The organism is Roseateles depolymerans, from assembly GCF_003387155.1.
Classification (GTDB): Bacteria; Pseudomonadota; Gammaproteobacteria; order Burkholderiales; family Burkholderiaceae_C; genus Roseateles; species Roseateles depolymerans.
Genome location: NZ_QUMT01000005.1, coordinates 274,133 through 289,255 on the forward strand (window position 1 = coordinate 274,133; position 15,123 = coordinate 289,255).

Sequence of the window (15,123 nt, forward strand, 5' to 3'; positions counted from 1 at the left end):
GGCGAGGACCGCGGCGGGCTCACGCCCCGCCCCGGATCGCCCCTCGGGCTCAATGCTGAGCAAAACCGCCGGCGCCGCTGCGGCCAGCGCTTTCGCCACTGAGGCGGAAGGTGCCCACCACGTCCGCCAGGCGCTGCGCCTGTTCCTTCAGGCTCTCCGCCGCCGCCGCGGATTCCTCCACCAGCGACGCATTCTGCTGCGTCACCTGGTCCAGCTGCGCGATCGCCTCGTTGACCTGCCCGATGCCATGGCTCTGCTCCTTGGCCGTGTGGCTGATCTCGCCGATCATCTGCGCCACCCGCTGCACGCTGCTCACCACATCGCCCATGGTGGTGCCGGCCGTGCTGACCTGCCGCGTGCCGGTCTCCACCCGCTCCACGCTCTGCGTGATCAGCGTCTTGATTTCCTTGGCCGCGCTGGCCGAACGCTGCGCCAGTGCGCGCACCTCGCCAGCCACAACCGCGAAGCCGCGCCCCTGTTCACCGGCCCGGGCCGCTTCCACCGCCGCATTCAGCGCCAGGATGTTGGTCTGGAAGGCGATGCCGTCGATCACGCCGATGATGTCGCCGATCTGGCGCGAGCTCTCGCTGATCGACTGCATGGTGGACACGACCTGACCCATCGCCTCGCCGCCCTGCTGGGCCACACGGCTGGCGGTGTCGGCCAGGTCCCGGGCCTGCGAGGCGTTGTCCGCGCTGTGCGAGACGGTGCTGGTGAGCTCTTCCATCGAGCTGGCGGTTTCCTGCAGGTTGCTGGCGGTCTCCTCGGTGCGCTGGCTCAGGTCATGGTTGCCTGCGGCGATCTGGCGCGACGCCACGGCGATCGACTGGCTGGTCTCCCGCACCTGCAGCATCACCTGCTCGATCTTCTGCACGAACTGGTTGAAGCCGCGGGAGATGTCGGCAATCTCGTCGTCACCGCGCACTTGCAGGCGCTGGCTCAGGTCGCCCTCGCCCGCACCGATGTCGTTCATCGCGCGTTTGATGCCGGACAAGCCCTTGAGCAGCACCCCCACGGCCACGGCCGCGAGCAGCGCCGCCACGACGGTCACCACCACCAGCGTGAGGCCCGCCAGGCGCAGCACGCTGGACAGCGCCGACAGCGCCTCCGACTGATCCGCCGCCACCACCAGCACCCAGTTGGTCCCGGCGATGTCCGCCGCCTTGAGGAAGTAGCGGGCGTCGCCGATGGCGGCTTCGGTCAGGTCCTTGCCGCCGGCGCGCTGGATGAGCGCCTCGTCCAGGCCCGCGGCCAGGTCCTTGACCGGCTTGAGGGTCAGGGCCGCATCGGGGTGCGCAATGATGTTGCCGGACTTGTCCAGCAGCATGGCAAAGCCGTGTTCGGTCGGCTTGATCGCTTTCATCGTCGCGATCACGTCGTCCAGCGCCACGTCCGCGCCGGTCACCGCCTTGAGCTCACCGCCCTGCTTCACCGCGCTGGCGAAGGTCACCACCAGCTTCTTGCTGGACGAGGCGACGTAGGGCGCGGTCAGCACCGGCTGGTCGCTGCCGGAGGCCAGCTTGTACCAGGGACGTGCGGTGGGGTCGTAGTCGGCCGGCCGTTTGCGGTCGGGGATGGAGATCATGCGCTTGTCGGCCCCACCCACATAGGCCAGGTCCAGTCGGCCGCTTTGCAGCGCCTGGGTCAGGGCCGGACGAGGGTCTTCCAGTGCGGCGGCGGGCGCGAGGGCGGCCACCACGTCTTTCTGGGTGCGCACCCAGGCGGCAATGCCGGCGGCATGCGCATCGGCCAGGCTGGACAGTTGGTCCTGCACTTCGCGCTGGGTATGGCTGCGGACCGTCAGGTAACTGGCCAGCGTGGCCAGCGAGACAGCCCCCACGACAATGAGGATGGTCAGGGCAATGAGCCGGGATTTGATGGTCTTCAACACGGAAAGTTCCTGTGACTACTAAGGAATGTCGGCCACCTTCCCAGGTTGTTCGGCCCGTTCACCGCAGAGGCAGCCGCGTCCCGGTGCGGGGCTGTCAGCCGCCCGCGGTTTGACGAGGGTCAAGCTTCAACTGGGAATATGCGCCACTCGCCCATTTTGCGCACGTATCGCCTGCAATTCGAGGGTTTCCACGAAGGAAGATGGGGACGTCGTGAATGCGTTCACAGCCGGTTTTGCGCAGGCTCCCGTTCCTCGCACGGGGCGTCCGGATGTCGGAGCGGTGTCTTCGACGTCTTAGTTCGATTCCTTGATGAGCCGGCCGCCGGCCGCTTGCAGGGGGCGGGCGTTCATCGGGTACAGACGCGAAAAAATCGAGATCTGCTGGCTGGACACCTGCACCGGCTGCCGAAGCACCATCCACAGCACGCCTTCGCTGCACGGGGGGGTGGTGAGCGAGCCCATGTAGGTAAAGTAAGCCCGGTCTTTGGGGAGCAGTTGGTTGAGGTCGATGCTGACCGGGGCGTCGTATTGGTCGCCACGCTCCAGGGGCAGGTAGTTCCAGACGGTTTGCACCAGGGGCTGGTCCTGTCCGCGTTCGAGCAGGACGGCAATCGTTGCGAAGCGGCCGTCTGAATCCTTGTGGACGAGGTGCACGACCATGTCGTACTGGCGGCCGTTGATGCGCTCTTCACTCGGGCGGTGGAAGTGGAACTGCTGGAGTTCGAAACGGCGGCCCATGATCTCGATAAAGTTGCCGGACGAGACATTCACCTGGATGGTGTGGCCGGTGTCCACGACGGAGAAGCGGCTGGCGCGGTAGTCGAAGCGGATGGCTTCCTGGTCGACGCGGATGGTGTCGCGGATGTCGATCGGGCTTTGGCGGGTGCCGACGGCGCACTGTTTCCACTCCGGCAACAGCTGGCCCCAGCGGTCCGGGCCGTTGTCGCCGGTGTAGGACCAAGGCACCTCGGGGCGCGCGGCGGAGGCGGCTACTGCGACGGCGGGCAAGGTGGTCGACTTGCCTCCGGAGCGGCGGGGGGCGCGGTCCTTGTCCTGGCTGTTTTCCTGGCTCTTGCCGGTTCGGGTACCGGTGCCGACCTTCGTCGTGCTGCCAATGTCCTCCTTCAACCGCTCAGCCAAGCGCTGACGCAGTTGCTCCGGCGTCTCCTCCCCCTGCGCCCAAACGCGCGGCACCGCGGTGACGGTCAAGGCCATCACAGCAGACACAGCAACCAGGGCAGACAGCCAGCGGCGGCCAGCAGCAAACGAGAACATGGCAGAACTCCGGACGACAGCGGTCAGGCTCGGCCCAAAGGTGGGCGCAGCCAAGGCGCTTTTTGCGGCGCCTCTTCTCTGAATGTCGGCAGCGGGAGCGGCGACTTGAGACGCCGAACGGTGTCGGGGTGGTAAATCCTGCCGGGGATCGGGGGGCAGATGGGGCGGGGGATCGGTGGCGGGCGCGTCGGAAAGAGGAAGCCCGGGGCCCCTTTGCTCCATGTCACTCCTGTCCGGCTGCGCCGGCCATTCCCCTCTTTACTTCCGCAAAGGGGCCCCGGGCTCCCTCTTTCCTGCACCGAGTACTGCCAGCAGGGCGGAGGACTGCGGTCGCCGCGCAGCTGTGGGCAACGCTGTAGGTCTAGTCGCTAACGTCCATCAGCCACGTGGGTAGGCCGGGGCGCGTGCCACAGAGGTGCGCTTGCGCAGATCCAGGCCCGGTCTGCGGGGTCAGGCCACTTCGCGTCGGATCCAGGTCCAGGAGAACAGGCCGATGCACAGCAGGCCGGCCGATGTCAGCGCCAGCACCAGCGTCGAGTGCATCACCAGGGGCACCAGCACACCAGCGACCACACCGTTCGCCGCGCTGCCCACGCAGGCCTGCAGCGACGAGGCCATGCCGCGCCGCTCCGGCGCCTGGTCCAGCACCATCAAGGTCACCACCGGCACCATCAGCGCCCAGCCAAAGGCGAAGCCGCCAATCAGCGGGAAGGACCACCAGGCACTCACCGGCAGCAGAAGGTTGCCGGCGATGTTCAGCAGGGAGGTGATCACCATGATCAGGAAGCCGCGTTTGATCTGGCGGGCCGGCGGAATACGGCCCGCCAAGCGTCCGCTGAGCCAGGCCCCGCCCATGATGCCGCCGATGGTGAAGAGGAAGAAGATGAAGAACTGCGTGGGCGCCAGGCCCAGGTGCTCGCCCAGGAAGACCGGCGCCGCCAGCACATAGAGGAACATGCCGTTGAACGGAATGCCGCTGGCCAGGGTGAGCAGCAGGAAGCGGCGGCTGGTCACCAGGCTGCGGTAGCCGCGCATCAGGGCCCGCACGTTGAAGGGCTGCTTGTGGTCCTTGTGCAGGGTCTCGGGCAGCAGGCGCCAGTTGGAGACGAAGAGCAGCGCGCCTACGCCGCTGAGGAACCAGAAAATGGCGTGCCAGTCGGCGTGAGCAAACAGGAAGCCACCAATCATCGGCGCGATGGCAGGCGCCAGGCCGAAGAAAATGGTCACCTGGGACATCACCCGCTGCGCTTCGGAAGGCGGGAACATGTCGCGGATGATGGCGCGGGACACGACCACACCAGCCCCCGCCGACAGCCCCTGCACCACGCGCCAGAACACCAGTTGGCCAATGCTGCCCGCCAGCGCGCAGCCGACTGAGGCCAGGGTGAACACCGCCATGCCAGCCAGCACCACCGGACGACGTCCGAAACTGTCGGACAAGGCGCCGTGGAAAAGGTTCATCACCGCAAAGCCCAGCAGGTAGCCAGACAAGGTCTGCTGCATCTGCACCGGCGTCGCATCCAGGGCACGTGCAATGCCGGCAAAGGCAGGCAGGAACGTGTCGATGGAAAATGGGCCCACGGTGGCCAGCGCCGCCAGAAGGATGGAAAGCGCCCAGCGCGGGGCGCGCCAGAGTTGGCTGGCTTGTGGATTCATCCGGGATGGACCTGCAAGGTGTATGCGTTGGGTGGTCGTCAGCCAAACAGGCTGTGCGATTGCCGCCCTTGCGGTGGAATGGGAGATCGGCGGCGCACGGCAGTGTAGCGGCGGCCCCTACACTGCGACGGTTTTGCGGGCGAGGAGCAGCGGGCGTGCCTGGGGTGTTGAGTATTGGTGTGATCGGACTGGGTGTGATGGGGCAACGCATGTTGGCCCGTCTGGCCGGTCATGGCCGTTTGCGGGTGACCCGGGTGTGGGACGAAAATCCCGCAGTGCTGGCGCAGGCGCTGGCCCACTATCCGCTGTTGCGTGCTGCCAGCAGTGCGCAGGCGTTGATGCAGGAGCCCGGGTTGCATGGGGTGTATATCGCCACGCCGCCCGCGTCCCACATGGCACTCACCGACGAGGCATTCGATGCCGGACTGTCGGTGTTGTGCGAGAAGCCCCTGACCACGGATTTCGAGGCGGCGAAGGTCGCGATTTCGCGCATTCAGCGGGAGCAGCGGCGTGCTGCAGTGAACTATTCGCTGGCATCGTCGACGGGGCTGGCAACATTGCAACTCGCCTTCGGCATCGGCGCGCGGCGCACGCTGGGCACGCTGCAGGAAGTGCGGATCGAAGCGCGTTTCTCGGCCTGGCCTCGGCCGTGGCAACGTCAGGCCGGGCCCTGGTTGGCTCAGCGCACGGAAGGCGGTTTCACCCGCGAGGTGCTGTCCCACTTCATCTTCGTGCTGCAACGGGTGCTGGGGCCCGCAGACGTGGTGTCGAGCCGGGTCACCTGGCCGGACGACGGCATCAGTGCCGAGACAGCCCTGGAAGCAGAACTCCAGGCAGCCGGTGTGGCCGTCAGCATCCGCGCCGGGATCGGCGGCGATAAGGCCGACGACACCCGCATGTGGTGGCGCGCCACCGAAGGGGAAGTCGAACTGCGCGATTGGTTCGGGGTGACCCAGCATCGTCATGGGGAAAAGGCACAGAGCCTGGGGGACACCGACATGCTCCGCATGACCGGCATGAACGACCAGCTCAGCCATTGGTCCGCCATGCTCGAAGGTCGGTCGCACAGCCTGCCCAGCTTTGCGGAAGCCCTCGCAGTGCAGCGTACCGTCGAGCGGTTGCTCATCGGGGCGGGGTGAAGCTTCTCGGGGGACTCTGCTGGAGGTGTGCGGCGGGTTCTCTGCCTGCGCTAGATCAGGAAGGCGGGAGCCCCTTCCCCTCCATGCCAGGGCCCGAGGCCCTGGCCTTCGCTAGGCTCAAACAGTCCACAGGACTGTTTGAGTCCGAGCTCAGTCCCTTCTGTCCGGCTTCGCCGGCCATTCATTCCTTGACTTCCGGGGAAGGGGCTCCCGCCTTCCTGATCTCGGACTCGAGTACTGCTGAAGGGGCAGAGCGGCATGGCAGAGGCTGTCGCGCTGCGGCATCGCTCATCCCGTCGCCACACTCGCCAGGCGGGGCCCGCGCACGCGAGTGTCCTTGGCGGTGCGGGTGCGCGTCATGAGCAGGAGATAAACCACCGTCGTCAGCAGCAGGGCCAGAGCGCCCGCCTGCCAGAAGACCACTCGCCAAAGCAGCTCTGCCCCTTTGAGCAGCGTCCATGTCGCATTCAGAATGGCCATGCCGTCGGCGCCAAACACCCAATGCAGCAGCGCCGCCCAGACGCACAGCCACAGCAGCAGGCTCAGCGCCAGAAACATCATCAAGCGGGTGAAAAACAGACGGGCACAGTAGGCCCAGGGATCGTCGTAAGGGGTCATCAGCCGCTCCTCAGGAGCCAGGGGAAATCAGGCAGACCCCAGTCGCCCACCCAGCAAAAGCCGTAGCCGGCCCAGCAAGCGGGGACGAGGGTCCTCAATCCCGCGTTTGTCATCGGCACAGCGCCAGCAGTTCCCCGGCGCCCTCCCCTACACCGGTGGGAGAGCGGCGCTCTGCATGGCGTCTTCGAGGAGGGCCGTTCCCGCTTAGGTCGGGAGGAAGCCTTCCACCGAGAGGTAGCGCTCGCCCGTGTCGTAGTTGAAGCCCAGCACGCGCGGGTGGTCGCCCAGCTCGGGCAGCTTCTTGGCAATCGCCGCCAGCGTGGCACCACTGGAGATGCCCACCAGCAGCCCCTCTTCACGGGCGCTGCGCCGCGCGTATTCGCGGGCTTCCTCAGCATCGACCTGGATCACGCCGTCCAGCAGCGCGGTGTCCAGGTTCTTGGGAATGAAGCCAGCACCAATGCCCTGGATGGGGTGCGGGCTCGGCGACCCGCCACTGATGACCGGCGAGGCAGCCGGTTCCACCGCAAACACCTTCAGCTTCGGCCAGGCCTTCTTCAGCACCTGCGCACAACCCGTGATGTGGCCGCCAGTGCCCACCCCCGTGATCAGCACATCCAGCCCCTCCGGAAAATCTTCCAGAATCTCCTGCGCGGTGGTGCGCACATGCACGTCCACATTGGCGCCGTTCTCGAATTGCTGCGGAATCCAGGCCCCAGGCGTCTGGGCGGCCAGTTCCTCGGCCCGGGCGATCGCGCCCTTCATGCCCTTCTCACGCGGCGTCAGGTCAAAGGTGGCACCATAAGCCAGCATCAGGCGGCGGCGCTCCACCGACATGCTGTCCGGCATCACCAGCACCAGCTTGTAGCCCTTCACCGCCGCCACCATGGCCAGGCCCACGCCCGTGTTGCCAGAGGTCGGCTCGATGATGGTGCCGCCCGGCTTCAGCACGCCTCGCGCCTCTGCATCCTCAATCATGGCCAGCGCAATGCGGTCCTTGATGGAGCCGCCCGGGTTGCTGCGTTCGGACTTGATCCAGACCTCGGACGCCTGGCCGGCAAACAGGCGCTGAAGACGAATGTGGGGCGTGCGGCCAATGGTGGCCAGAACGTTGTCTGCTTTCATGGGAGCTTCCTGCAATGAAGCCCCCATGCTAAGAGGAAATGGGAGGCCCTGGGAGCCTGTGCGTTCCTACAGAAGGGCCAACAAGAGATCAGCCCCATGGGCACGCGGGTCGGGCGATAAGCGTGTGGACGTGGGGGGCTGGCAGGGACGCTGGCGCCACAACCCTCAGCGGCTCAGCTGCTCAACCGCTTTTCCATGAACACCAGCCTCGGGTCCGGCGCATGCGGACCGAACGGCTCACGCCGGTCATAGCCCATGCGCTCATACAAGGCCAGCGCTTCCGCCTGGTGCACGCCCGCCTCCAGCCGCACCAGCGGAATGCCCTGGGCCCGCAGATGGGCCTCGAGCTGCTCCATCAGCGCCTTGGACAAACCCCGTCCCCGGAAGTGCGGTTGCACGAACATGCCCTTGATTTCGCCGTAAGGCTCGGCGTCCGCATCCTTGACGACGCGCACCGCCCCGCACCCGGCCAGCCACTCCGCCAGCCAGACGCCCAGGAAGAGCTCCTTGGCACCGGAGGACGGCATGGCGTCACCGGCCGGGTCCGCGGAAGCCGCCGAAGCGGCTTGCGATTGCGCCAGCAGGGATTGGGCCGCCTGGCTGCGGGGGTCAAGGGCTACGATCTGCATGTCCGCCTGCGGGCAATTCCCGTTCCCGGCAGAAACCACCCGAGTGCCCGCCCGGCCGGACACCCGCCGTCCCCTACAATGCGCCGGTGAAGCAAGCCAGACCGCCGCTGGTGCAATCGTGGAAACACGGCACTGGAGGAAGGTCCGGACTGCATAGAGCGGCGTAGCAGCTAACGGCTGCCCGGCGAAAGCCGAGGATCAGAGCAACAGAGACGAGTCGGACGGGGCCCGCCCCGTCCGGGTGAAACGGGCAATCTCTACGCGCAGCAACACCAAGTAGGCCAGCGTTGATGCGGCTCGCAGAGCTGGCGGGTAGGTGGCACCGAGCCGTGGCAGTGATGCCCGGCCCAGAGGAATGGCGGTCACGCAGGCAGGTCCGCAAGGACCCGCCTGTGCACAGAATCCGGCCTATCGGCTTGCTTCACACTTTATTCATCATCCCCGGACGTCTGCTCCTGGTCATTGCGCTTGCGGGCCTGCTTCTGCAAAGGGGCCTCCAGGCGCTGCATCCCGTCCACGAAGCTGTCCACCGGCTTGGGCGTCACCAGGCGCAGCGCAGGCGGAGGCAAGGCACTCAGGTAGTTGGGGCCCAGCCAGTGCTGCTGTTCAGTCCGCCGACCCACCGTGAGCACCAGGCCCAGCAGCGCCATGCCGCCAATGGCCAGCGCCAGACGGCGACGCGGACGGGGCCACACCACCGTGGCATGCCACCACAGCAGCGCCGCGCCGCCAACGGACACCGCCAAAGTGTCCAGGGCCATCAGTCGCGGCCAGGACAAGGCATACGCCAGCACCGGCAGCGTCACGTCCAGCAACTGGAACACCAGGCTCACCACCAGCGCCCGCCACAGGTGGGCGCCGAAGGCGAACCAGTGGCGGAAGAGCTGTGTCACCAGCGCCCAGGCCGCCGCCCAGGTCAGCGCCAGCGCCACCGGCATCAGCACGCCGCTGATGGTGTCCACCCAGGTGCTGCTGCCGTCAGTGCCGGACCAGTTGGTCAGCCAGAGCACCAGCAGCCACAGCACGCTCACCGCCGGCAGGGCCCAGGCCGGACGCGCGTCGCGGCGCATGGGTTCGTCGGCGCGGGGCAGCGGTTGCTCGTCCGGGAGCGCGTCCAGCGCGGTGCGCAGGCGCAACCGGGTGCTGCCGAGTTGAACGACGTTCTGGGCGGTCCAGGGGGCCGTGGCGCCGGCGCCCAGCCGCTGGCCGTCCAGCCAGCCGCCGTTGCGGCTCTCCAGCAGCTCCAGTCGTGCGCCTGCCTCGGTCCAGTGCAGCAGGGCATGGGCGCCCGCCAGATGCGGGTCGGGCAGCACCAGGTCGGCAGACGGCGCGCGGCCAATGGTCAGCGGCCACTGGCGGACTTTGTGGGTCTCGCGGCAGTGACCCTCGCGGTCCAGGATCTCGATTACCGCGTGGTCCATGCGAATCCTTGCAGGTAGTGGCGCGTGAGGCGGGTGGCGTTGGCAAAGCTCACCCCGCGTGCATCAAAGCGGCCCAGCGCGCCTTCGGTGGACGCATCGACATTGGTCACCAGCACGGAGACGTCATACAGGCCTTCCAGCTTGCGATAGGCCCGCAGGCAGGCGACGGCGCGCAGCGGCGGGCCATCCTTTTGCTGGACAAAGTCTTCGGTGCAGTAGGGCGCGGTGCGGTCCTTGTCGGCACCGCCCAGGCGTTCATTGCGGAAGCTGGCGGAAAACTGGCGGGAGAAGCGCAGGGCCCCCAGCTTGCTGCCGTCGTACGCTTCCTGGGTGACGCCCAGGTAGCCGGTCTGGAGTTCTTCGCTGATGAACAGCGCCTGCTCCATGCGGCATTGGGTGCGTTGCATTTGCAAGCCCTGGGCATCGGCCTCGGAGGCGCTGCCCCAGCAGCGCATGTACTGTTCCGGCGGGATGGGCAGGCGGTAGCGTGGGTGGTCGAGGCTGCGCCAGGGCTGGGCGGTGAAGTTGCGCACCAGCTCATCCTGGTAGGCCATCAGCTGTTCCTTGATGCGGGGCCAGGCCGGGCCCTTCATGGGCGCGGCGGTGCGGCTGCGGGTCAGCAGTGCGGAGGCGTGGCCGCCCGGGACCAGGAAGCTCATCTGCTGGGAGAAGAACATGGTGGAGACGTTGACACCGACCACCTCGCCCTCCTCGTCCAGCACGGGGCCGCCGCTCATGCCGGGGTTGATGGAGCCGGAGTAGTAGATGAGCGGGTCGAAGCTGCGCTCAACCAGCCCGTTGTAGGTGCCCTCGACGACGGCAAAGGCCACGTCGTGCGGGTTGCCCATCGAGTAGATGCGCTCGCCCTTGGCCAGGGGACGGTCGGCGGGGCGGAACGGCAGAGGGGACGCCGTCATGCGGCGCACGAGCTCGGCCTTGCCACTCAGGCGCAGCAGGGCGAGGTCGCGGCGGACGTCCACGTCCAGCAGTTGGAGGTCGCCGCTTTCGCCGTCAGGGGTGGAAAACTGGAGGTGGTAGCGCTCAGGCTCCAGCGCATGCTGGCTGACGACGTGGTAGTTGGTGATGACCAGGCCGTCCGATGTCACCACGAAGCCCGAACCGACGGAAGCCTGGCTGCCGTTGAGCAGGGTGCGGACCTGCAGCAGTTGGGACCGGGTGCGGTCGTAGAGGCGGCGTGCGCTGGCGGAAAACTGGGCGGGGTGTTTGTCGGGCGACAGCGGCTTGGCGCTGGGCGCGGCCGGGTCGGTGGGGGCCGGGGATGCGTTCGACGTTGAGGCCGCAGCAGGCGTTGGTGGCGTTGCCGGTGGGTTTGCTGCTACGGCCCACGGCACTACAGCGCTGAGGCTGAGAGCCAGGCCGACGCGGATCCACAACCTGCGCAGGCCCTGGCGAGAGGTGAAGTCAGTGAACAGCTCAGACAAGCGACATTGCTCCTTCTAGGACCCCGGGGAAACCGTGGGGAGATCCCGAGGGCTCAAGCGTACATCGTGGCGCGGATGCGCCGGTGGGGGATGGGCAAAGAACCGCCGCATTCGGTTGGGCTGAGCGGACGCGGAGACCAGGGGCACCCTGTTTCCTCCATGTCCCTTCTGCCCGGCTGCGCCGGTCATTCATTCCTTGACTTCCGGAAACAGGGCACCCCTGGTCTCCGCTCACCACCACCGAGCCCGGACAAGAAAAACCAGCGCTTCACGGACACCCTGCCCGCCCCCTCTTCTCACATTGGGCTGGCGCCCCGCGCCTAGCCCACCCTCAAGCCACACCCGCGGAACTGGCTTTGCCAGGCCGCTGGGTGGCGCCCCTTGGGGGCAGGAGCGTGAGCGACTGGGGGGCCCTTCATTCAGGGGCAGGAGCGAAGCGACTGGGGGGCCAACGGTTCTCGGCTAGATCATTTTCCAGTGCAGGGATTCGCCGCCGCGCAGTGGCTTGAGCTGCGCAGCCTCGCCGAAAGGCACCGCCTCAGGCAGCGTCCATTCAGTCTTTTGCAGCGTGACGCGCGTCGTGTTGCGCGGCAATTCATAGAAGTCCGGGCCGTGGAAGCTGGCGAACGCCTCCAGCTTGTCCAAGGCACCCGCAGCCTCAAAAGCCTCCGCATACAGCTCCATCGCAGACAGCGCCGTGAAGCAGCCCGCCCCGCACACCGAGTTCTCCTTCATGACCGACGCGTGCGGCGCACTGTCCGTGCCAAGGAAGAACTTGGGACTGCCGGAAGTCGCCGCCTTGATCAGGGCCAGGCGGTGCTCTTCCCGCTTGAGCACCGGCAGGCAGTAGTAGTGCGGACGCAAGCCCCCCATGAAAATGGCGTTGCGGTTGTAGAGCAGATGCTGCGGCGTGATGGTGGCGCCCGTGAAGCGGTCCGCGTCGGTGACGTACTGCGCCGCTTCCTTGGTCGTGATGTGCTCGAACACCACCTTCAGCTCAGGAAAGTCCTTGCGCAGCGGCCGCATGATGCGGTCCACAAACACCGCCTCCCGGTCGAAGACGTCCACCTCCGGGTCCGTCACCTCACCATGCACCAGCAGCAGCAGGCCCGCCTTCTGCATGGCCTCCAGCGTGGCGTAGGTCTTGCGAATGTCAGTGACCCCGTGGTCACTGTTCGTGGTGGCGCCGGCCGGATAGAGCTTCAGCGCCACAACACCCGCCGCCTTGACCGCGGCAATGTCCTCAGGCGTGGTGCGGTCGGTGAGATACAGCGTCATGAGCGGCGTGAAGTCCACGCCCGCAGGGACGGCCGCCATGATGCGGGCCCGGTACGCCTCAGCCTGCGCCGCCGTGGTGATGGGCGGCTTGAGGTTGGGCATCGCAATGGCGCGGGCAAACTGGCGGGCGGTGTAAGGCACAACACTTTGCAGCGCAGCGCCGTCGCGCAGGTGCACATGCCAGTCGTCCGGACGGATCAGGGAAAGGGTGTCGCTCATGGCCGGAGATTGTCGCACTGCCCAAAAAGAAAAAGCCCGCCTCCTGGGAAGCGGGCCTTAGGCAGTCATCGGTGCAATCACCATGCAAGCATCGGCACAGGGACAAGCACCGGTAACGGCACCAGTCACCGCATCAGTACCGGCACCAGTAACGGCACAAGGGGCGGCGCTGGTGGCCTCAGGGCCGTCCAGGCCCCGGTCAATCAGTGCTGCAGGATCTTGTTCAGGAAGTCCTTGGCGCGCGGCGAACGAGCTTCCGGATTGTTGAAGAACTCGTCCTTGGTGCAGTCCTCGATGATCTTGCCGGCGTCCATGAAGATGACCCGGTTGCTGACCTTGCGCGCAAAACCCATTTCGTGGGTCACGCACATCATGGTCATGCCCTCGTTGGCCAGCTGCACCATCACGTCCAGCACTTCACCGACCATTTCCGGGTCCAGGGCCGAAGTGGGCTCGTCAAACAGCATGACGATCGGGTCCATCGACAGCGCACGGGCAATCGCCACACGCTGCTGCTGACCCCCAGAGAGCTGGCCCGGGAACTTGTCCTTGTGCGCCATCAGGCCCACGCGGTCCAGCATCTTCAGGCCGCGCGCCTTGGCGTCGTCCTTGCTCCGCCCCAGGACCTTGATCTGCGCCAGCGTGAGGTTGTCCGTCACCGACAGGTGCGGGAACAGCTCAAAGTGCTGGAACACCATGCCCACCCGCGAACGCAGCTTGGGCAGGTTGGTCTTGGGATCGGTCAGGCTGGTGCCGTCCACCACGATGTCGCCCGCCTGGATCGGCTCCAAAGCGTTCACCGTCTTGATCAGCGTGGACTTGCCCGAGCCCGACGGCCCGCACACCACCACGACCTCGCCCTTGCGGATGCTGGTCGTGCAATCGGTCAGCACCTGGAAAGGGCCGTACCACTTGGAGACATTCTTGATTTCGATCATGGCGCAGGGACCTCAGCGAATGATGGCGATCTTCTTCTGCAAACGGCGGACCAGCATGGACAGGCTGAAGCAGATGACGAAATAAACGGCGGCAACCGCCAGGTAGGTTTCAACTGGACGCTGAATATTCTTGCCAGCGGTCTCGAAACCCTTGAGCAGGTCATACGCACCGATGGCATACACCAGCGACGTGTCCTGGAACAGCACGATGGTCTGCGTGAGCAGCACCGGCAGCATGTTGCGGAACGCCTGCGGCAGCACCACCAGGCTCATGGTCTGGCGGTAGTTCATGCCCAAGGCATACCCAGCAAAACTCTGACCCTTGCTGACCGACTGGATGCCGGCCCGCATGATTTCAGAGTAGTAAGTGGCCTCGAACAGCGTGAAGGTGATCAGCGCCGTGGTCTCGGGCGCGAAATTGCCCCAGCCCATGGCCTGCGTGGCATAGGGCAGCAGCAAATACACCCACAAAATCACCAGCACCAGCGGAATGGAGCGCAGCGTGTCCACATAGATCGCCGCCGGCACCTCCAGCCACTTGCGGCCGGACAGCCGCATCATCGCCAGCAAGGTGCCCAAAATGATGCCGCCCAGCATGGCCATCAGGGTCAGCTGGAAGGAGAAGATCAGGCCCTTGGAGACATACGCGGACAGCGTCTCCCAGGTCAGCCGGGAAAAATCAAGATCCGTCATGTCACTTGGCTCCCAGGATGCCAGGCACACGCACCGACACTTCAATCAGCTTGGCCACCCGGTTGATGGCGAACCCCGACACGAAATACAGCACCGTCACCGGCAGGAAAATCTGCAGGAAGCTGGACTGCTCGGACGCCTGCTGCGCATATTGCGTCAGCTCAGGAATGCCGATGGCAAAGGCCACGGCAGAGTTCTTGACGATGTTCATGCTTTCGCTGGTCACCGGCGGAATCACGATGCGCAGCGCCATCGGCAGCAGCACATGGCGGTAGGTCTGCGGCAGCGTCAGGCCCAGGGCCTGGCCGGCATAGCGCTGCCCCTTGGGCAAGGTCAGGATGCCGGCCTTGACCTGCTCGGAAATCCGGGCCGAAGTAAACAGGCCCAGGCCGACAAAGGCCAGCACCATCGGCGGCACCGACTGCGCCCCCGGAATCAGCCGCGGCAGCACGTGATACCAGAGGAAGAGCTGGACGATCAGCGGAATGTTGCGGAAGAGCTCGGTCCAGGCCTCGCCCAGCCAGGCCACCTTGCGGTTAGGCACCGTGCGCAGGATGCCCACCAGGATGCCCACCACCAGGGCCACGGCCAGACCCAGCAACGCGAGGGTCATGGTCCAGCCCCAGGCATGCACCATCGCATCCAGGTAGGTCTCATACCCCTTCGCACCAAAACACTTCGGTGCGACCTCTTCGGTCACCATGTCCGTGCAGTACAACTGCCAGTCCCAGCTCATGGCCAGCCTCCATTCATCCATACAAAAGGGGCCGCCTTGGCCGCGGCCCCATCACCCACCTTC

At 66.2% G+C, this 15,123-nt stretch carries 13 protein-coding genes and 1 other RNA gene; 2 read left to right on the forward strand and 12 right to left on the reverse strand.

Annotation, left to right across the window (positions count from 1 at the left end):
* Positions 1 to 49 precede the first annotated feature (49 nt).
* The 3 genes from DES44_RS21735 to DES44_RS21745 all read right to left on the reverse strand — a co-directional run bounded on the left by DES44_RS21735 (position 50) and on the right by DES44_RS21745 (position 4,822).
* A complete protein-coding gene (locus DES44_RS21735; protein WP_058934115.1) occupies positions 50 to 1,891 on the reverse strand; it encodes a methyl-accepting chemotaxis protein in 1,842 nt (613 codons plus the stop codon).
* Positions 1,892 to 2,185: 294 nt separating this feature from the next.
* On the reverse strand, positions 2,186 to 3,220 hold the full coding sequence (locus DES44_RS21740; RefSeq protein WP_233441663.1) for a carbonic anhydrase: 1,035 nt from the start codon (positions 3,218 to 3,220) through the stop codon (positions 2,186 to 2,188).
* Between the two features lie 396 nt (positions 3,221 to 3,616).
* A complete protein-coding gene (locus DES44_RS21745; RefSeq protein WP_058934113.1) occupies positions 3,617 to 4,822 on the reverse strand; it encodes a multidrug effflux MFS transporter in 1,206 nt (401 codons plus the stop codon).
* A 5-nt stretch (positions 4,823 to 4,827) separates the two neighbouring features.
* Between DES44_RS21745 and DES44_RS21750 the strand changes: the two genes are divergently transcribed.
* The gene (locus DES44_RS21750; protein WP_257720728.1) at positions 4,828 to 5,961 is read left to right on the forward strand and encodes a Gfo/Idh/MocA family protein; all 1,134 of its coding nucleotides are present in this window, start codon (positions 4,828 to 4,830) and stop codon (positions 5,959 to 5,961) included.
* A 288-nt stretch (positions 5,962 to 6,249) separates the two neighbouring features.
* On the opposite strand, the gene DES44_RS21755 is transcribed toward DES44_RS21750, so the two are convergent.
* The 3 genes from DES44_RS21755 to DES44_RS21765 form a co-directional block, all read right to left on the reverse strand.
* Complete coding sequence (locus tag DES44_RS21755) at positions 6,250 to 6,579, reverse strand: hypothetical protein (protein ID WP_058934111.1); 330 nt, start codon at positions 6,577 to 6,579, stop codon at positions 6,250 to 6,252.
* 204 nt (positions 6,580 to 6,783) lie between these two features.
* A complete protein-coding gene (gene cysK, locus DES44_RS21760) occupies positions 6,784 to 7,704 on the reverse strand; it encodes a cysteine synthase A (protein ID WP_058934110.1) in 921 nt (306 codons plus the stop codon).
* A gap of 173 nt (positions 7,705 to 7,877) precedes the next feature.
* On the reverse strand, positions 7,878 to 8,333 hold the full coding sequence (locus tag DES44_RS21765) for a GNAT family N-acetyltransferase (protein ID WP_058934109.1): 456 nt from the start codon (positions 8,331 to 8,333) through the stop codon (positions 7,878 to 7,880).
* 88 nt (positions 8,334 to 8,421) lie between these two features.
* Here DES44_RS21765 and rnpB point away from each other — a divergent pair.
* Positions 8,422 to 8,760, forward strand: an RNA gene (rnpB, locus tag DES44_RS21770) — RNase P RNA component class A.
* Between the two features lies 1 nt (position 8,761).
* Here the strand turns inward: rnpB and DES44_RS21775 are convergent.
* From DES44_RS21775 to DES44_RS21800, 6 genes are all read right to left on the reverse strand, one after another.
* On the reverse strand, positions 8,762 to 9,754 hold the full coding sequence (locus DES44_RS21775) for an FHA domain-containing protein (RefSeq protein WP_058934108.1): 993 nt from the start codon (positions 9,752 to 9,754) through the stop codon (positions 8,762 to 8,764).
* Complete coding sequence (locus tag DES44_RS21780; protein WP_058934107.1) at positions 9,739 to 11,196, reverse strand: S1 family peptidase; 1,458 nt, start codon at positions 11,194 to 11,196, stop codon at positions 9,739 to 9,741. The genes DES44_RS21775 and DES44_RS21780 overlap by 16 nt, the downstream gene beginning before the upstream one ends.
* Before the next feature lie 462 nt (positions 11,197 to 11,658).
* Positions 11,659 to 12,693, reverse strand: a complete 1,035-nt coding sequence (pyrC, locus tag DES44_RS21785; protein WP_058934106.1) for a dihydroorotase — start codon at positions 12,691 to 12,693, stop codon at positions 11,659 to 11,661.
* Positions 12,694 to 12,896: 203 nt separating this feature from the next.
* Entirely contained in the window at positions 12,897 to 13,631 is a 735-nt protein-coding gene (locus tag DES44_RS21790; RefSeq protein ID WP_058934105.1) for an amino acid ABC transporter ATP-binding protein, read from the reverse strand.
* Between the two features lie 12 nt (positions 13,632 to 13,643).
* Positions 13,644 to 14,324, reverse strand: coding sequence for an amino acid ABC transporter permease (locus DES44_RS21795; protein ID WP_058934104.1), 681 nt, complete (start codon positions 14,322 to 14,324; stop codon positions 13,644 to 13,646).
* 1 nt (position 14,325) lies between these two features.
* Positions 14,326 to 15,060, reverse strand: a complete 735-nt coding sequence (locus DES44_RS21800; protein WP_058934103.1) for an amino acid ABC transporter permease — start codon at positions 15,058 to 15,060, stop codon at positions 14,326 to 14,328.
* Positions 15,061 to 15,123: the final 63 nt, after the last annotated feature.